Source organism: Halobacillus rhizosphaerae (assembly GCF_046719735.1).
In the GTDB taxonomy this organism is placed as follows: Bacteria; Bacillota; Bacilli; order Bacillales; family Halobacillaceae; genus Halobacillus_B; species Halobacillus_B rhizosphaerae.
Window position 1 is genome coordinate 23,330 of sequence record NZ_JAUTWQ010000011.1, and the last position, 22,753, is coordinate 46,082.

The 22,753-nt window shown below is 41.1% G+C and carries 22 protein-coding genes and 1 pseudogene; 13 read left to right on the top strand and 10 right to left on the bottom strand.

The genetic code is table 11. The features are described 5' to 3' along the window. The first annotated feature begins 29 nt into the window (after positions 1-29). Complete coding sequence (locus Q7A53_RS12905; RefSeq protein ID WP_411789583.1) at positions 30-1,529, top strand: UDP-N-acetylmuramoyl-L-alanyl-D-glutamate--2,6-diaminopimelate ligase; 1,500 nt, start codon at positions 30-32, stop codon at positions 1,527-1,529. Positions 1,530-1,785: 256 nt separating this feature from the next. Here the strand turns inward: Q7A53_RS12905 and Q7A53_RS12910 are convergent, their stop codons facing one another. Further along, entirely contained in the window at positions 1,786-2,325 is a 540-nt protein-coding gene (locus tag Q7A53_RS12910; protein WP_411789779.1) for an HD domain-containing protein, read from the bottom strand. 188 nt (positions 2,326-2,513) lie between these two features. Here Q7A53_RS12910 and Q7A53_RS12915 point away from each other — a divergent pair, with 188 nt between their 5' ends. From Q7A53_RS12915 to Q7A53_RS12925, 3 genes are read left to right on the top strand one after another with little or no spacing between them, the layout of a single operon-like run. Continuing rightward, on the top strand, positions 2,514-3,443 hold the full coding sequence (locus tag Q7A53_RS12915) for a riboflavin kinase (protein WP_411789584.1): 930 nt from the start codon (positions 2,514-2,516) through the stop codon (positions 3,441-3,443). After that, positions 3,428-3,682, top strand: coding sequence for a YuzB family protein (locus Q7A53_RS12920; protein WP_411789780.1), 255 nt, complete (start codon positions 3,428-3,430; stop codon positions 3,680-3,682). The genes Q7A53_RS12915 and Q7A53_RS12920 overlap by 16 nt, the downstream gene beginning before the upstream one ends. A gap of 14 nt (positions 3,683-3,696) precedes the next feature. Further along, entirely contained in the window at positions 3,697-4,191 is a 495-nt protein-coding gene (locus tag Q7A53_RS12925; RefSeq protein WP_411789585.1) for a DUF1189 family protein, read from the top strand. 249 nt (positions 4,192-4,440) lie between these two features. Here Q7A53_RS12925 and Q7A53_RS12930 read toward each other — a convergent pair whose 3' ends face one another. After that, on the bottom strand, positions 4,441-6,039 hold the full coding sequence (locus tag Q7A53_RS12930) for an MDR family MFS transporter (RefSeq protein ID WP_411789586.1): 1,599 nt from the start codon (positions 6,037-6,039) through the stop codon (positions 4,441-4,443). A gap of 32 nt (positions 6,040-6,071) precedes the next feature. Beyond that, positions 6,072-6,491 (bottom strand): MarR family winged helix-turn-helix transcriptional regulator, encoded by a 420-nt coding sequence (locus Q7A53_RS12935; RefSeq protein WP_411789587.1) that lies wholly within the window; start codon positions 6,489-6,491, stop codon positions 6,072-6,074. 195 nt (positions 6,492-6,686) lie between these two features. On the opposite strand from Q7A53_RS12935, the gene Q7A53_RS12940 reads away from it, so the two are divergent. The 4 genes from Q7A53_RS12940 (at position 6,687) to uvsE (ending at position 10,775) form a co-directional block, all read left to right on the top strand. Continuing rightward, entirely contained in the window at positions 6,687-7,532 is an 846-nt protein-coding gene (locus Q7A53_RS12940; protein WP_411789588.1) for an SAM hydrolase/SAM-dependent halogenase family protein, read from the top strand. A gap of 83 nt (positions 7,533-7,615) precedes the next feature. After that, positions 7,616-8,440, top strand: a complete 825-nt coding sequence (locus Q7A53_RS12945) for an aldo/keto reductase (RefSeq protein WP_411789589.1) — start codon at positions 7,616-7,618, stop codon at positions 8,438-8,440. A gap of 325 nt (positions 8,441-8,765) precedes the next feature. Then, positions 8,766-9,728, top strand: a complete 963-nt coding sequence (locus Q7A53_RS12950) for a nuclease-related domain-containing protein (RefSeq protein WP_411789590.1) — start codon at positions 8,766-8,768, stop codon at positions 9,726-9,728. 90 nt (positions 9,729-9,818) lie between these two features. Then, positions 9,819-10,775, top strand: coding sequence for a UV DNA damage repair endonuclease UvsE (gene uvsE / locus Q7A53_RS12955; RefSeq protein ID WP_411789591.1), 957 nt, complete (start codon positions 9,819-9,821; stop codon positions 10,773-10,775). Between the two features lie 66 nt (positions 10,776-10,841). On the opposite strand, the pseudogene Q7A53_RS12960 reads toward uvsE, so the two are convergent. Further along, positions 10,842-11,372, bottom strand: a pseudogene (locus Q7A53_RS12960) (GNAT family N-acetyltransferase); the annotation flags it as partial. Between the two features lie 199 nt (positions 11,373-11,571). Between Q7A53_RS12960 and Q7A53_RS12965 the strand changes: the two are divergent. After that, positions 11,572-12,150: a cell wall hydrolase gene (locus Q7A53_RS12965; RefSeq protein WP_411789592.1), complete on the top strand. Its 579-nt coding sequence runs from the start codon at positions 11,572-11,574 to the stop codon at positions 12,148-12,150. 39 nt (positions 12,151-12,189) lie between these two features. Here the strand turns inward: Q7A53_RS12965 and Q7A53_RS12970 are convergent, their stop codons facing one another. The 4 genes from Q7A53_RS12970 to Q7A53_RS12985 all read right to left on the bottom strand — a co-directional run bounded on the left by Q7A53_RS12970 (position 12,190) and on the right by Q7A53_RS12985 (position 16,025). Beyond that, positions 12,190-13,278 (bottom strand): NAD(P)/FAD-dependent oxidoreductase, encoded by a 1,089-nt coding sequence (locus tag Q7A53_RS12970; protein ID WP_411789593.1) that lies wholly within the window; start codon positions 13,276-13,278, stop codon positions 12,190-12,192. A 220-nt stretch (positions 13,279-13,498) separates the two neighbouring features. Beyond that, complete coding sequence (locus Q7A53_RS12975) at positions 13,499-13,942, bottom strand: MarR family winged helix-turn-helix transcriptional regulator (protein ID WP_411789594.1); 444 nt, start codon at positions 13,940-13,942, stop codon at positions 13,499-13,501. 15 nt (positions 13,943-13,957) lie between these two features. After that, positions 13,958-14,437: a glutathione peroxidase gene (locus Q7A53_RS12980; RefSeq protein WP_411789595.1), complete on the bottom strand. Its 480-nt coding sequence runs from the start codon at positions 14,435-14,437 to the stop codon at positions 13,958-13,960. A gap of 193 nt (positions 14,438-14,630) precedes the next feature. Next, the gene (locus tag Q7A53_RS12985; RefSeq protein WP_411789781.1) at positions 14,631-16,025 is read right to left on the bottom strand and encodes an alanine/glycine:cation symporter family protein; all 1,395 of its coding nucleotides are present in this window, start codon (positions 16,023-16,025) and stop codon (positions 14,631-14,633) included. A 152-nt stretch (positions 16,026-16,177) separates the two neighbouring features. On the opposite strand from Q7A53_RS12985, the gene Q7A53_RS12990 reads away from it, so the two are divergent. Then, positions 16,178-16,774: a flavin reductase family protein gene (locus tag Q7A53_RS12990; RefSeq protein WP_411789596.1), complete on the top strand. Its 597-nt coding sequence runs from the start codon at positions 16,178-16,180 to the stop codon at positions 16,772-16,774. 135 nt (positions 16,775-16,909) lie between these two features. Here Q7A53_RS12990 and Q7A53_RS12995 read toward each other — a convergent pair whose 3' ends face one another. Both Q7A53_RS12995 and Q7A53_RS13000 read right to left on the bottom strand, forming a co-directional pair. Next, positions 16,910-17,713 (bottom strand): DUF2935 domain-containing protein, encoded by an 804-nt coding sequence (locus Q7A53_RS12995; protein ID WP_411789597.1) that lies wholly within the window; start codon positions 17,711-17,713, stop codon positions 16,910-16,912. A gap of 99 nt (positions 17,714-17,812) precedes the next feature. After that, complete coding sequence (locus Q7A53_RS13000) at positions 17,813-19,210, bottom strand: amino acid permease (RefSeq protein WP_411789598.1); 1,398 nt, start codon at positions 19,208-19,210, stop codon at positions 17,813-17,815. 325 nt (positions 19,211-19,535) lie between these two features. On the opposite strand from Q7A53_RS13000, the gene Q7A53_RS13005 reads away from it, so the two are divergent. Genes Q7A53_RS13005 through Q7A53_RS13015 form a run of 3 tightly spaced genes read left to right on the top strand, consistent with a single transcriptional unit; the run spans position 19,536 to position 22,741 of the window. Further along, entirely contained in the window at positions 19,536-19,913 is a 378-nt protein-coding gene (locus Q7A53_RS13005) for a GntR family transcriptional regulator (RefSeq protein ID WP_411789599.1), read from the top strand. Beyond that, positions 19,906-20,802 carry an ABC transporter ATP-binding protein gene (locus Q7A53_RS13010; RefSeq protein WP_411789600.1) on the top strand — a complete coding sequence of 299 codons (897 nt, stop codon included), beginning with the start codon at positions 19,906-19,908 and terminating at the stop codon, positions 20,800-20,802. Before Q7A53_RS13005 ends, Q7A53_RS13010 begins: the two co-directional genes overlap by 8 nt. Next, a complete protein-coding gene (locus Q7A53_RS13015; RefSeq protein ID WP_411789601.1) occupies positions 20,777-22,741 on the top strand; it encodes a hypothetical protein in 1,965 nt (654 codons plus the stop codon). Before Q7A53_RS13010 ends, Q7A53_RS13015 begins: the two co-directional genes overlap by 26 nt. Positions 22,742-22,753 lie beyond the last annotated feature (12 nt).

Below are 22,753 nucleotides of genomic sequence, written 5' to 3' on the forward strand. Positions count from 1 at the left end.
AAAAAACGATAAAGAGTGAGGAATTAGCGATGAATATACAATTTGAGCAAGTGAAAGGTCTGTCGATTCAAGAGTTGTTCGGACCAAAGGAACAAGAAGTAGCCAAGCTCTCCTTTCACTCAAAAAGGGTGGAAACGGGCACCATATTTTTTAGTATGAAAGGGGAAAACGCCGACGGTCATCAGTTTATTGAAGACGCTATTCAATTGGGGGCCTCCGTTATTGTAGGAAGTGATGTTCACCAGCTATCCCGGCTAAGCGAACGGTATTTAACGTGCACATTCATAGTTGTGCCAGACGTAAGGAAGGCGATGGCCAATCTTGCCAAGCACTTCTATAGAAACGCAGATGAAAAAATTAAAACCATCGGTGTAACAGGAACGAACGGGAAAACGACGGTAACCGCCTATGTAAGGTCTCTGCTTACTTTACTCGGTTTGCGGACAGGCTCTATTGGGACAACAGGGATATGGTCATCTTCCGAGAAGATTCCGTATAAGAAGTCCACTCCCACCACGCCTGAATCTATAGATCTTCACCAGATCTTTCACGACTTGGATGTTTTGAAAGACCAGGCAGCTGTCATGGAGGCCACCTCTATCGGAATTGATCAGAAGCGGTTGGAAGGCATTCAATTTGATGTAGCCATTCTTACTAATTTCTCTGAGGAGCATTTAGAATATCACCATACCATTGAACGGTATAAAGCTTGTAAACTGAAACTATTTGACCAAGCAAGAGCGGCTGTGATTAATATAGATGATGAGGAAATGGGAAGAGAACTGGCCGGATCGTTTACAGGTCCTTCACTCACTTATAGTATTCAACAGAACCGGGATGCTGATATCCAGGCTGATCATATTCAAATCACTGAGAACGGGGCCAGTTTCGATTTGCGTATCTTAGGAAAAACGTATTTTGCTCATGTTCCTGTATACGGCACTTACAATGTGGCTAATGTTTTGACGGCAATCGCTGCTGCTCTTCATTTGAATTATTCTGTTGAAGAAATTGTGAATGTCCTTCCACAGCTTGAAAGCCCAGTCGGAAGGTTCCAAGTGATCCAGACCCCGATGAATCAGAAAGTTATTTTGGATTACGCTCATACTCCAGTAGCGTTAACAAGGTTAGTAGAAGAAGTAAAGAAGCTGAACTACAACCGTTTAATCGTCATGATTGCTGGTATCGGTATTCGGGATTTCAACAAAATGCCAAAGATGGCCGCTGCTATTGAAGGCCAGGCAGACGCGGTTATTGTAACCGTAGACCACCCTGGATACCATGATCCTCAAGTGATTGTAGATCAAGTCATGAAAGGATTTACCCAACCGCATGAAAATCATATTTACACTTCTTTAACACGTGCAGAAGGGGTGCTGCGAAGTTTATCTATTGCTGAACCTAATGATATTATTCTCCTGACAAGCGGCTGCATTAATGAAGCCCAGATGGTTAAAGGTAAAGAAATCCCTCATTCGGATGAAGAAATCATTCGCGCTTATTACCACTCAACTCCCCATTTGAATTAAATGTATAAAAGACCTAATCAGTCGAGCGCAATGACTGATTAGGTCTTTTGGTGTGGATGCTGCTTTGACATCTGCCTGACTTAATACGTACTTAAAGTACATTAGCCCTTTCAAAAGGAAAAGTCGAAGTAAGCAGTGATAAAGCAGTCCATTCATAAATGAGGCTGTAGCGAAAGTATTCGATCCGAACCATAGTAGCTGCATTGGTTCGGATTTTCTTTATTCAGCGACCGGTTCTAGAGTTTTTCAGTCCCTTCTATGCAAAGACACGATGAACGGCTCTTTTATAGTCTCCAAAGAAGGAAGGAATGTCCTCTTTATCAAGTCCCGTGGCCATCACTTCGGCAATGGATTCGTTATACCATTTCTGCTCAGACTTTCCTGCGTTAAAATTCTTCCAGATATCCTCCCCCATAGCGGTATAGTCTTCTTCTAACGAGAGAAGATTATCGAGTTTATCGGCGACGATTAAGTATTTAATTTCTTTTGCTGCGTTACGCAGTGTATGGATCGTATGCTGCTTTCTTTCTTTCCAGGATTTTGATTTATCTTCTGTATGGGCAGCTACAATTTTCATAACTTCTGAACTGAATTCTCTTTCAATGTCTAATAGTTCTATCGAGGTGTCTTCTACTACATCGTGAAGAAATCCTTCGCAAATGACTTCTTCCGGACAGTCGGCATCTTCCAGAATGCGGGCGACTCTTACCGGGTGAACGATGTAGTCCGTATTCGAATTTTTTCGTTTTTGTCCTTTGTGTGCTTGAGCTGCAAAATTTTCTGCCTTTTCTCTCATCAATGCCTTTCCTCCTGAAAATGAGTAGTTATAAACGTATTTCACTGAACCCTGTTCATTTAAACAAACGTTTGATTAAGGTCGTGCAGAAGACTTGCATTTCTTTCTGATGGTTGCTTAAATATAACGTAGTGTTATATAATAAATAAGTTTACTAATAGTTTACAGATAAAGGGGATAGAATGAATATGGATACGATCGAAGTAACTTCCGCCATTCCGCAAAGCTCTGACCCTGTTGTGCTTGTAATTGGAAAATGGGACGGTTTTCATAAAGGACATCAGCAGCTGGTGGATAAGGCTAAACAGTTAGCCAGTTATGAAGAAAGAGTATCTGTGCTTGGCTTCGCAGGCCATTCCCGGCCAGGGTGTGCTTTATCTTCCTATGAAGACAGGATTCATGCCTTTAAATCCGCTGGAGCTGATCGATATTACCATATGAATTCTTCCGAAAATCAGACGATCGAAGAAGTAATCGAGAATTCTATTCGTTCCTTAAATATTAAACGGATGATTATCAGCGAAGATTTCCATTGGGATGAAACCGATATGAAGCATTCAGAAGCGGTAGAGGAGGCAGGCCGTAAGAATGATGTCCCTGTGACTGTACTGCCTTCTGCGACCATACATGGTTTAACTATTCAAAGCTCCACTATACGGACACTAATAAGTAAAGGGCATATGGAAGCTGCTCAATCTATGCTGGGCAGACCTTTTGAAATAACTGGCATCGTTGAAAAAGGAGAGCAGTTAGGAAGGCAGCTTGGATTTCCTACATTGAACATGGGGGATATTCAGGATTATGTCGAGCTCAGACCGGGTGTGTACCTGGGAATAGTAGATCTATCCGATGACTCTTCTTACTATACCTTAGTGAGTGCAGGCTATCGACCGACGGTAAATGGGGACTCCTATAAAGTAGAAGCCTATCTTCTGGATTTTTCAGGAGATTTATACGGCCGTCAAGTGACATTGAAATTCTTCCGGCACCTTCGAGATGAAGTTAACTTTGAAGGTCTGGATGCTTTAGTGGAACAAATGAAGATGGATGAATTGGAAGCTAGAAAAATTTTAGGCATTACGGACACCTTAGAAAAGGAGAAATCAAACATGGGGTAGTTGTTGTAGAAATTTGTGATAGCAACTTAATTAATGTTTTGGATATCGAGAGCATCATTGAATCTGAATATCCAGATGCGGCCGTTCTAAAGAATGATTGTCTTTCTTTTTGCGGACTATGCGCATTAAAGCCTTATGCTCTCGTAAATAACTCACGCATATTTGCAAAAACACCTGAAGAAGCATTAGATAAAATCCGTACGAAGATTGAAGAAGAATTAGCCATTTATGCGGACTAAAATGGGGGAGAAGGATGGGTTTTCTGGATTCACTGGTGAGCAGTTTGCGTTTACCAAGGAAAAAAGCAATGTTTCATTTAAATCGCAAGGGTATGACGAACACGATCCTTTATATGTTCACTTTATTAAGCTTGCTCTTCTTACCCGACTTAATTTTGACCATCCAGCACTTAGATGTTCGGCTTCAGGAAGTTTCCCGGGGTCTTTACATTTTTCAAGTGCTCTTTTTTTACCCGTTGTTTATTATTTTTATGATCCTTACGGGAATTTCAATCTTAGCAGGCGGGGCACTGCTGCTTAAAAGTCTACTTAAGCGCAAGTTGATTTACCAGCAATTATGGAAAATGGTCTCTTATGCGTCTACGCTGCCCTTGATTATCAGTGTGATTTTGAAACATACTCCCGTGCCCAATTGGATCAGCTTTCTTCTGTTCGTAACCATTTTGTTTGTGTACATTTACCGGATGATCTCAATTTATCCAAAGCTTCCACAGAAGCGGGTATCATAGCATGGGAGAAACCTTGAGAAAACAGACGCAGCATCAAGTGAAGGGTAGAGAAATCTCATTATACAAAGGCAGAAATCCTGCCTCATGAAATACAAAAATCCGAACGATGATGGAAAAATGCGGTTAACATTTCATCATCGTTCGGATTTTATTTTGTCTAAAGACTACCACCCCAGTCTCTTTCTGTGTTTAATATACACGAAGCGAAGCTGGTGGTTTCCGTCTTCTTTTTCTTCTCCTCTAATGTTACTAGGATGTCATTTTTGAAGGTTTTTCTTCTTTAGGTTTTTCTTCCGTTTTATTAGTAAGTCGCAATGGGATTTCTTTCAGGAAGAGAATCAGCACGAACGCACACAACAGAATAAAAGTACCAAATAAAAATGAACCGCTTAGGGCAGAGCTGAGCACCTCTCTCATAGTTCCAACGATTTGATTGAAAACAGGCATCATCTGGTCAGGAAGGGTGTCTTTAAATTGAGCAATTTTGTCCGGATCCATGAGTACTTGAGGATCTTCAATAGCGCCAATATCTTTCATCCCTTTAGTCTGCTCGGCGGTATCGGCAGCCATGGTCGTCATTTTATCCCTCATGATCATGCTCATGATCGATCCCATAATCGACACCCCGATGGTTCCCCCTGCCTGCCGGAAGAACTGCGAGGCAGAAGTCGCTACGCCGAGATATTTATGTTCCACCGCATTTTGCACGGTTAATGTCAGTACAGGGAAGGTCAATCCAAGTCCCAGTCCTACCAATATTAAGTTGCGAATCACTCCGAACAGAGTGCTATCGACGCTCATTCTGGACATCAAAAACATGCCGATACTCATGACGATTAATCCGATGATCGCAAAGATCTTATAGCGGCCTGTTTTAGTAATCAGCTGGCCGCCGATTGTACTTGTGACCACCATACTGAGCATCATAGACATCATAACAAAACCGGTTCTTGTAGCCGAAATTCCAAGTACGCCTTGCACAAAGAAAGGCATATACATAATCGCTCCGAACATTCCCATACCCATAAGCAAACCGCCAATATTGGAAATAGAAAAAATGCTGTTTTTAAACAAATGAAGCGGGATAATCGGATTCTTCGCTTTTGTTTCAATAAAGATAAAGGAAACAAGGGCAATTGCAGACCAGCTGAACAATCCGATGATCACAGCTGAATCCCAGGCGTACGTTTGGCCGGCCCATGAAAAAGCAAGCAGCAAAGGCACGATAGTTAAAGCAAGAATGACGGCTCCGACAAAGTCCACGGACGTCTTTTCGGCAGATTTAACGTTAGGGAACATTTTCCAAATCATAATGAAAGCAACGATACCGAATGGGAGGAAGACCCAGAACACCCAGTTCCAAGCCCACGTATCGACAATATAGCCCCCTAAAGTTGGACCAAATACACTTGCAAGACCAAATACAGAGCTCATTAATCCCTGCCAGCGTCCTCGTTCACGGGGGGCAAACAAATCTCCAATCGCTGTGAAAGCAGTAGACATAATCATTCCTCCGCCAAATCCCTGAAGACCGCGGTAAATAATCAATTGGTAAATGTTAACCGAGGTACCCGATAAAAACGAGCCTAGAATGAAAATTCCGATCCCCGTTAGAATAAAGGGTTTACGTCCGTAAGTATCGGATAATTTCCCTACAAGAATAGCTGTAATACTCGTAGTCAGCATATAAATGGTAAAAACCCAGCTGAAATAATCCATCCCGCCGATATCAGCCACAATGATCGGCAGGGCAGTTCCAACAATCGTCTGGTTCAGTGCTGCAAATAACATAGCAGCCATAATGGCGATCATAATTGTCACCTTTTGTTTGTGCTCTAGATGCTCCATCACACTTCTCCTTTAAAAAGTAATTAGTAAGACTATAAGCGGTTAAAAATGCGAATTAACTCTTTGATTTCCTTGCTGGATAACTTGCTAAAGCGTTCTTCCATATAGGCTTCTCGCTTATCATGAAGGCTCTTAAAGATTTCTGTACCTGTCTCTGTCAGAGTGAAAACGACGACGCGCCTGTCTTGTTCAGACCTGCCTCGTGTAATTAATCCTTTATCAACAAGACGGTCCATGACAGACGTCGCGTGGCTGTTTGAAACGTTAAGCATAGAAGCAAGACTGGATACATTTTGACAGCTGCTATCGTACATCGCCCTCAAGAAACTAAATTCACTGCTGGTGAATCCTTCGCCAAGAATTTCATTTAATTCTTTCTTGAAATCCCTAATAAAAGAACGCATAACAAGTTCGAGTTCTGCAATGAGGTGTTTGGTTTCTTTATCCTGCAAAAAAATCTCTCCTCCATAAATGATTACCATATGAATATTAAACCAAGTTAAATATTTATACAAGAAATATTTACTTGATTAATGATATGTAACTATTCTGTCTTTAGACAGTTCCAATAGGACTAAAATAAAGGGAAAAGGAAAGAAAGTATCGAATATAGTTCTCAAATTGATAAACAAAGGCGGGTCGTCAGTATGAAGAAAGCTTTGGTTCTTCAATCAGATTTCGGCAGTAGTGACGGGGCAGTCAGTGCGATGCATGGAGTGTCCCATTCCGTAGATCATCAGTTATCTATCTTTGATTTAACCCATGATATCCCTCCGTTTAACATATGGGAAGCCTCTTACAGGCTATGGCAGACCATGATGTATTGGAAAAAAGGAACGGTCTTTGTTTCGGTTGTAGATCCAGGAGTGGGTTCGACAAGGCGAAGTCTAGGTGTGAAAACGGGAACAGGACATTTCGTGATTACTCCTGATAATGGAACGCTCACTCATATTGATCGTACCGCGGGAATCATCGAAGCAAGAGAAATTGATGAGACGATTAATCGTCTGCCTCATTCTGGTGAGTCGTACACCTTTCATGGCAGGGATATCTATGCTTATACCGGAGCTAGACTTGCTGCTGGTGTGATTACTTTTGAGCAGGTAGGTCCGCGTGTGGATGTCCCCTCTTTAACACATTTAATGGTGAAAAAGCCGCAAATCCACGGAAGAGTAGTAGAGGGACTTATTGATATTCTTGATATACGGTTCGGGAATTTATGGACAAATATTCAACGCTCTCTGTTTAAAGAAATGAAGGTGGATTATGGGGACACATTGGAGGTAGTTATTCTTCATAATGGCCGCCCCGTTTATCAAAATGAAATGACTTTTGGCCGCTCGTTTGCAGATACACACATGGGGGAGCCTTTGGTTTATGTTAACTCTCTGGATAATTTAGCGGTGGCGATCAACCAGGGGTCCTTCGCGAAAGCCTATGGAATCGGTACCGGATCCAATTGGGAGATCAGCTTTCGAAAGGTAAAGGAGTAACCACTTGTAAGCATAATATGAGATTTACAAATATTACTATGCTAGAATAACACAGTAAACCTTAATAGAAAGGGAGAATTCACATGAATACAGTTACCTTGCACGATGGCGTGAAAATGCCGCAGCTTGGATTTGGAGTCTGGCAAGTAGAAGAAAAAGATGCTGTTCCTGCTGTAACAAAAGCGATTGAAGTTGGTTATCGTTCGATTGATACAGCGGCCATTTATGGAAATGAACGGCAAGTAGGAGAGGCCATTCGTCAAAGTGGAGTCTCTCGAGAAGATCTGTTCATCACTACGAAAGTGTGGAATAGTGATCAAGGTTACGAGAATACATTAAAAGCTTTAGATGAAAGTCTGGATAAGCTTGGACTTGAATATGTCGATTTATATTTAATCCACTGGCCGACACCAGAATATGATGATTATGTAGAAACGTATAAAGCACTTGAGCAGCTGAAGCATGATGGAAAGGTGAAAGCCATTGGGGTTTGTAATTTTGACACGGATCATCTGCAGCGACTGCTGGATGAATGTGATGTTAAACCGGCGATTAACCAGATTGAATGCCACCCATACTTAGCGCAGAATGATGTGAAAGAATTCTGCCGTCAAAAGGGAATTCTAGTAGAAGCGTGGAGTCCGCTGATGCAGGGTGGAGAAGTTCTTAAGGATGATGTGATTCAATCCATCGCTGAAAAGCATGGAAAAACATCGGCTCAAGTAGTCATACGCTGGCACCTGCAGAACGATACGGTAGTGATTCCGAAATCGGTAACTCCTCACCGTATAGAAGAAAACTTTGATGTGTTTGACTTTGAACTAAGTGCAGAGGAAATGGACCAAATCCACGGACTGGACCGCGGAGAACGTAAAGGACCTAAACCTGCAGAAATGAATAAAAGGTAAAGGAGGAGGGCGCCGGAGAGGCGCTCTTTTTTTGTGGTGAGATAGAAGGAGTTTTGGATGTGATAGAAAGAAAATTTGGAGCGATAGAGGTGATTTCAGTGATAATGATCAGTCGATAGAAAGGCCAAGGTGCGATAGAAACAGAGGAATAGTAGATAGAATCACTTTAAGAAACGATAGAATTGAATGAAGCTCCGATAAAAAGTTAAATAAAGAAGGATAGATCCAATAATCGGAGCGATAGAAAAATCTTGAAATAAGAAAGGAGTTTTTTTCTTTTAAGGAGAATAAGAAAAGGAGTTCGTTTAAGAAAGGAAATGGTTGAATGATTGTAAAGCAGCGCTCACTCCCTTTAAGGTTGAGGAAATTAGAGTCCCTCACCCGAAGGCTCCACCCCCATCATCCGAAGCTCTCCCTCATCAATGACAACTACAGAAGATTAAAGGCAGGATTTTCGGGCGAGCAGTCGCTTGAATTTTACCTCGGTTTATTACCACAGACGAATGACCTCATTTTGCATGACCTCCGGCTATTCGATGGCCAGCGTTTCTTCCAAATTGACACGCTTATCCTCACTTCTTCTTTTTTTCTCATTATTGAAGTAAAGAATATCTCAGGCGTAATTACCCTTGACCAACAAGTTCATCAGCTTATTCGAGGGAATGAAAATAAAGAGGAAGTGTTTCCTGATCCTGTCATTCAAGCGGAAAGACAAAAAGAACAATTAGAGAATTTTTTGCTGGAGCATTTTTCAATGGCAGTACCTGTTGATTTTCTAGTTGCGTTTACTCATCGAAAAGTCATGATTAAATTCAAAAATAAAGAGAGTCACCCAGCACTACTTCGTGCTGAAGGAATTCCTAAAAGAGTCCAATCTATGAAAATGACCTATCCTAACGAAGTCATTGATCAGGACCGTCTTTACCAACTCAGCAGTCAGTTAATAGAAAAACATCTGGAACCCAAAGCTGACTTGTTTCAGCAGTACGAACTGAAACTAAATGAAATTCGCACGGGAGTCCAGTGTCCTGGATGCGATCAATACGCAATGATAAGAATTAAAGGGAAATGGCGATGTCCTTTATGTAACAAAATTTCAAGCAACGCCCATGCAGCTGCTTTGCAGGATTATAAATACTTAATTCATGAAAGGATCTCCAATCAAGAAGCTCGTCGTTTTTTACATTTGGATTCTCCTGCTGCTGCGAACAGGCTACTGAATAAACTAGCCTGTGATAAGACTGGAGTGAACCGCTGGAGAAGGTACGTCCTGCCAGATGCTCCTTAAAATTTCAGCGGTATAAAACATCGAAAGCTATAGGATATTAAGTTTCAGGGAAAAGTAACCAGACAGCTTTTTATATAAAGGAGAAAATTTATGAAAATCAGGTTTGGTTACGTAGCTCATGCATTGGAACTCTGGAACGCAACTCCGGCGAAAACAATGACGTATTCACGTTATCAAAAGCTTGAAAAAAAAGAGAGGAAGGAGCAGTTAATACAGATCACCAAAGCAAATTTAGAACATACTTTACGAGCGATCCATTATAATATTGCACATGAGATTCCATTGTATCGATTTTCCTCGTCGCTCGTTCCTCTAGCGACCCATCCAGAAGTGAACTGGGATTATATTGCACCATTTAAAGAAATGTACAAAGCGATTGGAAAGCTTGTGAAAAAGCATGAGATAAGAACGAGCTTTCACCCGAATCAATTTACCCTTTTCACAAGTGACAAACCTCATGTAACCGCTAATGCCGTAGAAGATATGAAGTACCACTATGCTTTGCTCGAAGCGATGGGTCTTGAGGACGAAGCCTATATTAATCTGCATATTGGAGGAGCTTATGGAGATAAGAACGCCGCCCTTGAACGATTCCATGCTAATCTTAAGCAGCTTCCAGCTTCTATTAAAGAGAGGATGACACTGGAGAATGATGATAAGACTTATACTACTTCTGAGACGCTGAATGTTTGTGAAAAAGAGAACATACCTATGATGTTTGATTATCATCACTTTATGGCGAATCATTCAGAAGAAGAAACGTTAACAAGTCTGCTTCCTCGATTTTTTAATACATGGAAATCCAGTCCATTTCCTCCGAAGCTTCATGTTTCTTCACCGAAAACGGAGAAAGAATATCGCAGTCATGCAAATTATGTAGACGCAGATTTTATTAAACCTTTACTTAGTGAATTAAAGAAATTGGATGTAAATGTGGATTTTATGGTAGAGGCAAAGGAGAAGGACCGGGCATTGCTGAAGCTAGTAGAAGATATCGCAGGGATACGCGGGGTGAAGAGGGTGGGAGGCGGAACTCTTGAAATGTAACTCCGCCTCGAGCGAGCCCTATTGATGCCAGGAAAGATGTGAACAAAGGTTGCTCATCTATTGGCCTCATGACAGCTCATGATCCATTTTTTTCGAGTGGTGATATTCGTGGGCTAATAAGCCAAATAGTAAGGAGTCTCGCCATTCCGTTTTTATCCAGAGATCTTCACGGGTTCTTCCTTCTTCTTTCATTCCGATTTTTTGCAGAACTCGTGCAGAACCGGTATTTCGGGGGTCACAGGTAGCGTAGATTCTATGCATGCGCAAGGCATTAAAGCCAAAGTCCAGCAGCTTAAGTGCGGCTTTCGATGCCAACCCCTTCCCCCAGTGATCTGGGTGGATAATATAAGAGATTTCTGCGTTTCGATTTACTTGATCCCGAAGGTTTATTTCTGCGACTCCCACAAACTCTTTCGTAGAATCAAGAATGATTCCATAGGCAAATCGTGTGCGGGGAGAGGTCAGTTTGTCTTTTAATGCATCTTTAATAAATGTTTGGGAATCTTCCTCTGAATTTGGTCCCCACGGCTGGTATTGGCAAACCTTTTCTTGAGCAGCGTAACGGTGGACATACCGCCAATCCTGTTCCTTCAATTCTCTTAAATAAAGCTACATAGGAATCACCTCTAAATAGCGGATTAACTATAATTCGTACGATTTTCCAAGGAAAAAACTGACTCTAATTGAAATCCTAACTGCTAAATTTGGGTTATGGAAACATTGGAAAGAATTAATAATGAAATGAATAAAAGGCTATGATACTTTGTAAGGGATGAATTTTTCAAGGAGGTATAACATGTTAAAACGTTTAGTGATCGCATCCCTTGCTATCATTAGTTCTTTAACTTTCGGAATTCAGGCCCATGCGGAGAGTAATCAAACCTATACGGTCCAGCAGGGTGATTCTTTTTATGATATAGCCCAGAAATATGGTATCTCTGCTCAGCAATTAAAAGCAATGAATGATAAAAATGGAAATATGATCTATCCTGGACAGACGCTTAAACTACCCGTTGCACCAACCGCTTCTGAAAAGAATTTACTTGCACGCTTAGTCGAAGCCGAAGCTAAAGGGGAGAGCTATGCAGGGAAAGTAGCTGTAGCCACAGTGGTATTAAATCGCGTTCAAAGCGATCAGTTCCCAGATTCCCTGTATGGAGTAATTTATGACAACTATCAGTTTTCTCCGGTATTAAACGGCACAATCCACCAGCCGGCAAGTAGTCAATCTAAACAGGCAGTACGAGAGGCTATTGCTTATCAAGGGTATGATCATGATTCTCTATTTTTCTATAATCCTAAAAAAGCGTCAAGTGACTATTTGAGTAACCGACAAGTAACCACCGTTATTGGAAATCATGTCTTTATGAAATAATAGATAGAGAAGCAAACCCAACAAGGGTTTGCTTTTTTTCTACGTTTCCCGGTGAAAAGGATGAAGAATTCTTGCTAATATCTTTAATGGGTGAATATGAGGGTTAACTAAAGCCTTGCCTACGAGTTCCATTTTCACTGTCTTGACTACTTTGTCCAATTGGTCATTGCTTAATTTTTCAATCGAACGGCGAAGGGTCAGGGAATCATGATATTTTTGATACAGTTTTTTTGTTCTTTTTTCATAACTGGACATCCCGCACAAGTCCTCCGCCGCATAGATACCTGTTAATATTGCAGCAAATTCTCCGAATCCAAGAAAAGGGGAAATGCAACCAAAGCAATTCCCAGTAAAGAATGTATTTCCAATACGTGGGTATCCTGACTTTCCAATCATAAAGTTTTCCATGCTGAATTCACTCGATATAATAAATTTTTGATCCAGGGTGCTGTCCACTGTTTTCAGAAGTGTTTTCCAAAGTTCTTCTTTATCTTTTTCCTTATTCTCTGGGTACTCAGGATAAACTAAAATTAAACTAGCTTCGGTTTCTGAGTGGGGGAGAATATATGCCATTCCTTTGGGAGCAAAGTCATTGTTAAACCAGGCGTGAACCTCGTTACGTTTAAAGTTTCCGTTTATAGTTGCGCCTTTAAAACATGCGGTATAGGCCTCTTCATATGTTTGGATCTTCTTTGTGTCGAGAGCATCTCCGGTTGCCAGCACAATATGAGTGTATTCCTTGGAAAGCTGTTCATAACTACAATCTTGATGATAGTGAATAGGTGCTGATAATTGCTCCGCCAGTTGTTTGTCGTAGGATTCAGGATGCTTGCCGCGCATATTAATAAAGCCTAGGTTTCCCTCCAGGGATGCTGTTTCATTAGGGGAATGGATATACAGTTTATTAATATTACTGGTGGGCTTAACGTCAAAATTATACTTTTCTGAGAGGAACCTTACATAATCTGGGATAGGAGTATGGAATAAGGAAAAAATCGCTTCCCCGAAGATCATCCGATCTCCAACCATCCCTCTTCGTTCAAATAGATCAGCCTTATATCCATGTTTCTCTAACATAAGAGCACAGGAAAGTCCGGCTAAGCCTGCACCCATAATGGCTATCTTCATATACTTCCCTCCTCATCCTCTTAGAATTTACTGAACCAGCTTATCTATTCGTATCCCCGTTTTTTTCTTTCTAATGCAAGGTTGGAGGATCTTTTTTGAAGAAACATTAAAGATGTGGGAGGAGGTGAAATCAAACGGGGGTCATTCGGTTTTTTTAGAAATGAAAAGTAAAATGGAAGCGTAAAAAACCCGGACCATATAAGCCCGGGCACTTGTTGATTCAAGTCACTGTCTGTCGTTGTATTAACTTATGCTGCAGAATTTTCAACTGCTTCATTAACTGTTCGTATTCTTCAAGCTCAATGTTGCAGCTTGCTATTTCACGTGTGATTTGTTCCGTGATGTTTGCTTTCTCCTCGAAGGCTTTTGGTCGCAGGAAAAGACAAACCTGACGTTCGTCTTTTTTTGACCTTTCCTTCGTGAGCCATCCCTTTGTTTCCATTCTTTTAATCATCGGTGTTAACGTCCCTGAACCTAGACTTAATTTTTCACCCAATTCTTTCACGGTCCGTCCATTTTTCTCCCAGAGCACAAGCAGAACGAGGTATTGGGGATATGTGACGCCAAAGGGCTGAAGAGCTTTCGTATAGAGCTTATTAAATTGGCTTCCTGTTTCATAGATGGTAAAGCAAAGTTGGTTCTCCAGGGTTAAAAAGTCTTTCAATGGATTCATCCTTTTTTACTGTAAGTATTCTTTAATATCTTTTTCAATATCACTAGGTTTAGTGGTGGGGGCGTAGCGATTAATTACTTGTCCATCTTTATTAACTAGAAATTTTGTGAAGTTCCATTTAATTTTTTTCGATAGAACTCCTTTTTTCTGGTCTTTTAAGAAAGTAAATAATGGATCTTCCTGGTCCCCATTTACATTAATTTTCGCAAACATAGGAAAGGTGACGCCATAGTTCAATTGGCAGAATTCGGTGGTCTCATTAATGTCATCAAACTCTTGATTATTAAATTGATCACATGGGAAACCTAGAATTTCTAACCCTTCCTCTTTATGATTGTTATAAAGTTCCTGCAGACCTTCAAACTGCGGAGTGAACCCGCATTTGCTGGCAGTATTTACAATCAGCAAAGTCTTTCCTCTATAATCATTCAACGCTTGTTTTTCCCCATTAGGCTTTTTCACTGCAAAATCGTAAACTGTATTCATTCATAGTGCCCCCTTATTTAAGTTGTGTACGATTTAATTGTACACGATATAATAGAGGGGAGCAATTTTGTACGTGCTTGATCAACTAAATAAAGCCCAGAGTTGAATGTGCACTCTGGGCTTCTTTGCGTTTGAAATCGTAGATCGCTTTGTAGTCTATTTGTAAGCTGCATCGTAAATTTGAAAATTATATTTAACTGGCGTCTTCTTCCCGGAAGAGTTCGACTTTCTTTTCTTTCGTTCGTTTCTTGTAGACCCGATTGACGTAATCATCCGTTAAATCTGCAATTTCGTTATGCAGGAATAAGAGTGGGATAATGTTAGAGAGAAGTACAAAAGCGAGCAGTAAATCAAGGAATTGCCAGACAAATTGCAGTCCGCCGATCGCTCCGACAAAGACCGAGAGGATATATACAATTCTCATCGCTTTTGCAGCATTCAAATTATAGAGATACTCGGCTTGTTTCTCCCCGTAAAAGACCAGAACTCCAATCGTGGTAATAACGAAAAAGAGAAGAAATATACTGATGAAGGTGCCGCCGAACGCATCACCAAATTCACTGGCAAATGCAACGTTAATCATATTTGAAGCATCGCTGACTCCTACCTGTCTCCATGCATCAGTGACCAGCACAGCTAACCCTGAAATGGTACAGATGACAATTGTATCAATAAAAACGCTGAAGATGCCCCAGAGTCCCTGCTTAGAGGGATGGTCTGTTCTCGCTGCCGAGTGGGCAATAGGCGCCGTTCCAAGTCCGGCTTCATTAGAATAAAGTCCGCGTGCTACCCCCCAGCGAATACCTTGAGCTATACCAGCACCGGCAAATCCTCCCGCTGCTGAAGTAGGAGTAAAGGCGTGAGTAAAGATGAGAGCAAACACATGAGGCAGTTGTCCGACATTTGCGAAGATGACATACAAGGCAACTCCTACATAAATAAGTACCATTCCGGGAACCATTTTGTCTGTGACGCTGGCGATTCGTTTAATTCCTCCAAAGACTACAAGGGCAATGGCCACGCACATCACAGCTCCTGTAATAATGACCGACCATCCAAAGGCGCCTTCAGTTTGAGTAGCGATGGAATTGGATTGCACCATTACACTAGGAATTAGTTCAAGCATGAGGAAAAATGCAAAGGCAGTAGATACCCACTTCCAGCCGAGGGCTTTTTTTATGTAATATTGGGGCCCGCCCACCCAAACTCCTTTTTTGTTTGTTTCCCTGTATTTCATGCCAAGAAGAATTTCTGCGTATTTCGTTGACATTCCAATAACGGCTACGGTCCACATCCAAAATAGGGCTCCGGGTCCGCCGAGGGCGATGGCAACCGGTACACCTACAATATTTGTGGCTCCGGCTGTGGAAGCTAAAGCAGAGGTAAAGGCTTGAAAAGGGCTGATTGTCCCTTTTTGTTGATTTTTTTTGAATATCTGACCAATGGTTTGGTGAAGAACATGACCGAAGAAACGAAATTGAAAGAACTTGATTCGGAAAGTAAGAAAGATTCCGCCTGCAATTAAAATAATAGATAGAACATACTTCCATAAAAAGTTTGAGGTGTCTGCAATACCAGCTTGGATCATACTCCATAGTTCCACGGGATGTGCTCCTCTCTAATTGTATTTATCCTTATATTCCCTTTTTTGTTTCTATTAAACAAATGTTCAGGCAATTTAAGTGAGAAGAACTTCCAACTGAGATAAAATGGCTTTACATCCTAGGAGGAGGGATTGAGATGTTTATTGAGCGAGATGACTTTACAAATCATGATATGAGCAAGTTGATTAAAGGAGCGGTTGTGCCAAGACCCATCGCCTGGGTCTCCACCCTCAGCATAGATGGAGTCCGGAACCTGGCTCCGTTCAGTTTCTTCACCGTTGCCTCGATGGACCCTGTTACCTTGTGTTTTTCAATTGGAAGCAACGAGATGGAGAAAGATACGTTAACGAATATAAAAGCAATGGATCAGTTCGTAGTTAATATTGTTTCAGAGTCTCTGGCCAATCAAATGTATGAATCCAGCAAGGCATATCGACCGGATGAAGATGAATTTTCCCTTGCCGGCACCCGATCGTCCTCCAGCCGGTCCGTCCGTGTTCCAAGAGTAGCTGAAGCACCAATTAGTATGGAGTGCGAGCTTGACCGTATCATTGAATTGGGATCGAATAACCTCGTCCTTGGAAAAGTCACCGGCTACCATATTCAAGATGACCTCTACCAGCAGACGGACAAGGTAGATCCATATAAACTTGCACCTGTGGGAAGGATGGCTGGGGACTACAGCTATATTCGAGAGTTTTATAAACTGCCTAATCCGGATTTTCCTGAATAAAGGGAAGAAAAAAAGGAAATTTATGAACCAGAAAAACCCGAACCTTTGATTTTTAAATTGGTTCGGGTTTTTCTTTCTTGTGTTTGAAATGGAAGTTCACCTATTCTAATTTTCCGCTTTACCATGGACCGTTAATTATTTTTCAACCCGTGGACTGGTAGGGTCGCATGCCGGATAGTCACCTTTTGTGGATTCAGCTAGTTTATATAAATAATAGCATTCTTCTCTTGCCATATGGTCAGCCATAAGAACATTAAAAGTCCCTAAGAGCTCCGCAGTAATCTCCATTTCTTCTAATTCTCTGAGGAAGGTTTTAAAAATTTTCATTTCTATTTCTACTTCTTTATTAAATCGTCTGAGCGCAGGAAAGGACTGCCGGTGAGTTCGCAAATATCCGTGCATTTCCACAGCTTTTAAGTAGAATTGATTAAATTCATGTTCAAATTCAGCGCTTTTGGCTTTCAGTCGTTTTTCCACACCGTCGATTTCATCATTGATGGCGGAGGAATGGAAGGAAGCGTCTAACAGCCACAGCATGTGGTGGTGAAGCTCGTGGAAAATAGGAGGGATTTCTCCAATACCTAAATAGCTGATCACGAGTAAATATTCCTCTAATTCATTAATCATGTGGTTCATAAAGGTGGGGCCAATATGAATTCTAATATCTCCAATCAGGCTTTTATCTAGCAAAGCCAGCGTGTATTTATGAAAACTTCTTGCCGTGTCGCCGATTTCATTCGTGAATATTTGATAGTCCTTTACTTCCTTGTTTCTTACATGGTTTAACAAATCATCCCACGTGTCTTTAAATTCAGTGGCACGTCTAAGTTCTTCTTTTTCGCTTACCACAAGAGCATCATGGATAAAACGAGCATGGTCACCTAAGATCTGCAGCCAGAATAGATGCTCAAATTCTGCGGTTTCAACATAGCCTTTCACGTATACTCCTCCCCAACATTCATTCTTCTTCAAAGGTATTCAATGCTCGTACGTTTGATGAATGAAAATTCAGGGCCTTGGGACGGGGGAATATGAAAATTATTCCCTGGGATGAAGACGATGCTGAACCAGTTTATATACACCGATAATTATTAGAATTAGACCGAGACTAATAAAAACTCCGATGCGCTGGCCGCCGCTGAGCAGGGCGCCTATTATCGTTAGAGCAATCATTAACAGTCCGGCATAGGAGGTGAAGGGGTAACCTGGCATTTTAAATCTGCCAGCGGATTCTTCATTATAATGAGGACGAAGTTTAAGCTGGGAGGAAAGAATAATCGCCCAATTCATGATCAAGAGTACCCCAGCAGAGGTTGTAATGTATTCATATACGGTATCTGGAAGAAAAAAGGAAAGTGAAATTGATACTACAAGAGCTATGGCAGTCAAACCGAGAGATCTCAACGCGATACCACGGTTGTTTTTTTTCGCCATGGAAGAAGGAGCGTCTTCATCCCGGGCAAGCGAAACGAGCACATTTGTAATGGAATATAGTGCTCCTACCATAGTAGAGAACGCTGCACTAATAATAATAATATTAAAAATCGAATCTAAATATGGAATTTGAAAGGAAGATAAAGCGGTAACAAATGGACTCTCCGATTCATTAATTTTATTCCACGGAACCATCCACAATACAAAGGAAAGCGATAAAATATAGACGGAAACGAGTGTCACAAGCATCCCGATTCCTGCTTTAGGTACATCTTTTTTACTTTTCAACTCAGTAGAAGCCACGCCTATCACGGCAATGCCACCGAATGAGAAGAAAACGAAAATAAGGGCTGACCACAATCCTTTTAATCCATTAGGCATAAATTCTTGGAACAAATGGCTGCCGCTTGCCGTTATATCTGCTGGCGTAATGATGTGGAACAAAAGGAGTAAGCCAAACAAAATAAAAGCGAGCAGGGTTGTCAGCTTCACCACAGCAAAGATCGATTCTATCTTTCCGAAGTTCTTCACCCCAAGTAGATTGATACCAAATCCAATGGCTGTATAAATAATTGAAAAAATCCATAAAGGAATAGCTGGAAACCAATACTGCGTGAAAGTGGAAAGGGCAATGATTTCGCTGGACATGATTAATACTCCAGAAAGCCAGTACATCCACCCCGATACAAATCCTGCCGAGTGCCCGTATGCTTTCTTGGCATAAATTCTAAATGACCCCTTAACAGGATCATTGACGGTCATTTCAGCTAACGCGGCAAATACAAAGAAGACAGTCACACCAGCGATGAAATAATTGATTAAAATAGCGGGGCCTGCTAGATGGATGGACAATCCTGTTCCTAGAAAGAAACCTGCCCCAATAATGGAGCCAATTCCAATTAAAGAAAGCTGCCACCAGACGAGGGCACCGCTTTTTCCTTTGGCCATTTGTTTCTTTTGTTTGTGCTTTACCGTCTGTTCGATTATATGATGGTTTTTCATCTATTTTTTTTCCTCCTGTCTCTTATCTATAGTCTGGGCTAAGGAGAAAAAAATACTCGTGAAGTCTAAGGGAGAAGCGGGTGTTTCCATTGCTTTTATAGGGGTCAGAGGTTGGATATAACGCGTTCAGCTGCATCGCTTGCGTAGACACTTTTCAACAATGGGGGAGCAGTGAAAAGTCTGAGGATGATCAGCGCATGCCCTCGGAAAAGTTGATTAAATTGAAATTTATCCTTTTCAATTCAAATATAATTCGCTATACTACTACTGTACTACAAATATTAATACAGTTAATACAGTGTAAATAAACCTGGGAGGTGAATGGATGTTTGAGCTGGATGTTAGGAGTCGTAAACCTATATACGAACAATTAGTTGAAAAATTTAAGCGGCTCATTATAGAAGGAGTCATGGAAGCAGATGAGAAGCTCCCCTCCGTCAGAGAACTTGCACAGCAAATGACCATTAATCCTAATACGATACAGAAAGCCTACCGGGAATTAGAATCTCAAGAGTTTATTTACTCACTTAAAGGTAAAGGCAGCTTTGTGAATTCATTAGATCAAACAGAAAATACGAAAAAGCTTGAAAAGGTTCGGGCAGAGCTGAAGCGTCTTTTGGCAGAGGCAGACTACCTGGGGATGCCGGTTTCTGAAATGGAAGCCTTAATAAACGAAGTTAAAGGGGGAAAAGACGATGATTAATATCAAACATTTACATAAAACTTTTGATCGTACTCAGGTGTTGAACGATGTGAGTTTCACAGTTAAGAGAGGGTCGATCTACGGTCTGTTAGGATCAAACGGAGCAGGGAAGACCACCTTACTAAGAATGCTTGCAGGTATCATTAAACAGAACTCGGGGGAAGTACAAATTGAAGATCAGCCGGTGTTTGAGAATATCGAAGTAAAGAGCCGTCAAATCTTTCTCCCTGATGCCCCTTTTTTCTTTGCCCATTACACTACTAAACAAATGGCAGGCTACTATGAGGATCTCTATCCAAACTGGAGTCAAGAACGTTATCATCGGTTAAAGGATTTATTTCAACTGGATGAAAATAAAAAAATCAGCAACTTTTCAAAAGGGATGCAGCGCCAGGTTTCCTTTTGGCTGGCCTTATCCGCTATGCCGGATTTATTAATTCTTGATGAGCCATTTGATGGGTTGGATGCTGTCGTTCGACGGAAAGTGAAGAATTTAATCATTCAGGATGTGGCCGATCGTTCCATGACGGTGATGATCTCTTCTCATAATTTAAGAGAAGTAGAAGATATCTGTGATCATATTGGTATTCTTCATAAAGGTTCGATTTTAATAGAAAAAGAACTCGATGACTTAAAGTCTGATATCCATAAAGTGCAGGTCGCTTTCCGTGGTGGGAAGGATTTGGATGCCAGCCAATTGGATGTAGTTTATCAGGAGAAGCGAGGAAGTGTAAGGCTCTATATTATCCGAGGTGACGAAAAGATCGTAGAGGAAGAAATCAACTCACAAGGTCCTCTCCTTTATGACCGGCTTCCATTGACGCTTGAAGAGATCTTTATTTACGAAATGGGAGGTGCCGGCTATGCCATTGAAAACATCATTGTTTAAAAAAGAAATCATCAAACAGGATCTTCGTATTACGGGGTGGATCAGCTTAGTCTATCTGGCCGGTCTGCTGTTCATTCTCCCGCTCCAAATATTGATGGAGGTTAGTAAAAACGACGACCCATTTTTTCAAACGGCACAGAAAGGTCTTTTTACCACGAGTTATGGAATGCAATACTTTTTGCTGTTGTCGGTACCGATATTAATGGCCATCTTTCTTCTGCGTTATGTACAGGTGAAGAATTCTTCAGATTTCATTCACAGTCTTCCTGTGAAAAGAGTCCAGCTGTTTGTTCTCCATGTAGTTACAGGTTTTGTTTTACTGATGATTCCGGTCATTATTACAGGGATAGTTTTATTATTGATGCAGGCTGGTGTGGATGTTTCGATCTATTATTCAACTAGTGATGTATGGCATTGGATGGGAGTTATCTTTCTTTATACCACGTTACTTTATATTGCTGGCATTTTTGTAGGCACGCTAACGGGTCTCTCGTTAGTCCAAGGGGGCTTAACGTATATCTTTTTGTTCTTGCCTACAGGTTTAATTTTTCTCACTGCTGATAATTTGCAAATTTATTTAAAAGGTTTTACTTCAGAATTTATCTTTAACTATCAAATTTCTCATTTATCACCCATTACCCGGCTGTTATATGCTGAACATGGTGACATCACTGGAATTGATATTTTGTTATATGGCTTGATTTCTGTAGCGTTATTCTTTCTTTCGCTATATTTCTACCAGAAGCGGCCGATTGAGACGGCCTCTCAGGCACTTGCTTATCCTAAGCTCAAGCCTTTCTTTAAATATGGAGTCGCTGCGTGCTTCGCGTTGTTAGCAGGATCCTTTTTCTGGAGTTCTCAATCCAGCTACGGCTGGCTGACTTTTGGCTATATTGTGGGATCGTTAATTGGCTATTTGCTGGCAGAAATGCTGCTCCATAAATCGTGGAGAATCTTCGGACTGCAGCATTTCAAAGGATATGCGTATTTTCTAGCGGCAGGGGTACTTATTATCCTTATCGTCAACTGGGATCCGCTTGGCTATGAAACAAAAATTCCTCAGCAGAAAAACATTGAGCAAGTTTTCCTTGATGGAAGTTCCTATCGATATAAGAAAGACGATGAAGAGAAATACTTAACAGACTCCAAAACCATCGAGGATGTTCGAAAACTTCAAAAACACCTAATTAACAATGCTGTACCAAAAGGAGAAGGGGATCGAACTCTCTTCATAGCTTATGAATTAGACAATGGGAGTAAGGTGATTCGAAGCTATGAATACAAGTACGATCACTCATTGGATCCTTATTTAAAACCGATCTATGAGTCCCTGGACTATAAACAATTTACCGAACCATTTCTGCAAATGACGACAAGCAACCTGGATGAGATTACCATATACCCAGTAGGACCACGAAATACTGGGATCCATATTAAGGACCCCGAACAAATAGAAGAGTATCTCACCCGGTTTAAGAAGGAATTGATAGACGAGTCTTACAGCAGCATGCAATCGCCACCTGCCAATTCCTCTCACGTACTTGGGAAGAAGAACGGAAAGGTAGTAGGATCAGCTACAATACCTCCAACCTTTGAGCATACAGTCAACTGGCTGAAGGAGCATGGTAAATACGACGATGCCTTTACTACACCGGATGAAATTTCCTCTATAAAAATTATAAAAGTTCGGGATTCAATGAAATGGGAAGAGCGATCAAGAATTTTTGAAAGTGGGCAGTGGGAAAGTGAAGCTGGCAAAAAAGTAATCGATAAAGCTCAAATCCGCCAGCTTTTACCGCTTACGAAGCAGCTAGTTTATCATTCCTCTTATCCTTATTTAGTTCAAATTCAATATAGCGATTCACCATCTGCGAATTCGGAAGTTTACGGTCTGGAAAGTGATGAAGTACCTGATTTTGTAAAAAAATACTTTAACTAAATCCTAAAAAGG

Excerpts from the sequence above, each read along its gene's own strand:
- Q7A53_RS12970 (WP_411789593.1), bottom strand. The coding sequence starts at position 13,278 with ATGAAGATAGCCATTATGGGTGCAGGCTTAGCCGGACTTTCCTGTGCT.
- Q7A53_RS12915 (WP_411789584.1), top strand. The coding sequence starts at position 2,514 with ATGGATACGATCGAAGTAACTTCCGCCATTCCGCAAAGCTCTGACCCT.
- Q7A53_RS12925 (WP_411789585.1), top strand. The coding sequence starts at position 3,697 with ATGGGTTTTCTGGATTCACTGGTGAGCAGTTTGCGTTTACCAAGGAAA.
- Q7A53_RS12905 (WP_411789583.1), top strand. The coding sequence starts at position 30 with ATGAATATACAATTTGAGCAAGTGAAAGGTCTGTCGATTCAAGAGTTG.
- Q7A53_RS13005 (WP_411789599.1), top strand. The coding sequence starts at position 19,536 with ATGTTTGAGCTGGATGTTAGGAGTCGTAAACCTATATACGAACAATTA.
- Q7A53_RS13010 (WP_411789600.1), top strand. The coding sequence starts at position 19,906 with ATGATTAATATCAAACATTTACATAAAACTTTTGATCGTACTCAGGTG.
- Q7A53_RS12980 (WP_411789595.1), bottom strand. The coding sequence starts at position 14,437 with ATGAATACAGTTTACGATTTTGCAGTGAAAAAGCCTAATGGGGAAAAA.
- Q7A53_RS12985 (WP_411789781.1), bottom strand. The coding sequence starts at position 16,025 with ATGATCCAAGCTGGTATTGCAGACACCTCAAACTTTTTATGGAAGTAT.
- Q7A53_RS13000 (WP_411789598.1), bottom strand. The coding sequence starts at position 19,210 with ATGAAAAACCATCATATAATCGAACAGACGGTAAAGCACAAACAAAAG.
- uvsE (WP_411789591.1), top strand. The coding sequence starts at position 9,819 with ATGAAAATCAGGTTTGGTTACGTAGCTCATGCATTGGAACTCTGGAAC.
- Q7A53_RS12950 (WP_411789590.1), top strand. The coding sequence starts at position 8,766 with ATGATTGTAAAGCAGCGCTCACTCCCTTTAAGGTTGAGGAAATTAGAG.
- Q7A53_RS12940 (WP_411789588.1), top strand. The coding sequence starts at position 6,687 with ATGAAGAAAGCTTTGGTTCTTCAATCAGATTTCGGCAGTAGTGACGGG.
- Q7A53_RS13015 (WP_411789601.1), top strand. The coding sequence starts at position 20,777 with ATGCCATTGAAAACATCATTGTTTAAAAAAGAAATCATCAAACAGGAT.
- Q7A53_RS12965 (WP_411789592.1), top strand. The coding sequence starts at position 11,572 with ATGTTAAAACGTTTAGTGATCGCATCCCTTGCTATCATTAGTTCTTTA.
- Q7A53_RS12945 (WP_411789589.1), top strand. The coding sequence starts at position 7,616 with ATGAATACAGTTACCTTGCACGATGGCGTGAAAATGCCGCAGCTTGGA.
- Q7A53_RS12910 (WP_411789779.1), bottom strand. The coding sequence starts at position 2,325 with ATGAGAGAAAAGGCAGAAAATTTTGCAGCTCAAGCACACAAAGGACAA.
- Q7A53_RS12990 (WP_411789596.1), top strand. The coding sequence starts at position 16,178 with ATGTTTATTGAGCGAGATGACTTTACAAATCATGATATGAGCAAGTTG.
- Q7A53_RS12930 (WP_411789586.1), bottom strand. The coding sequence starts at position 6,039 with ATGGAGCATCTAGAGCACAAACAAAAGGTGACAATTATGATCGCCATT.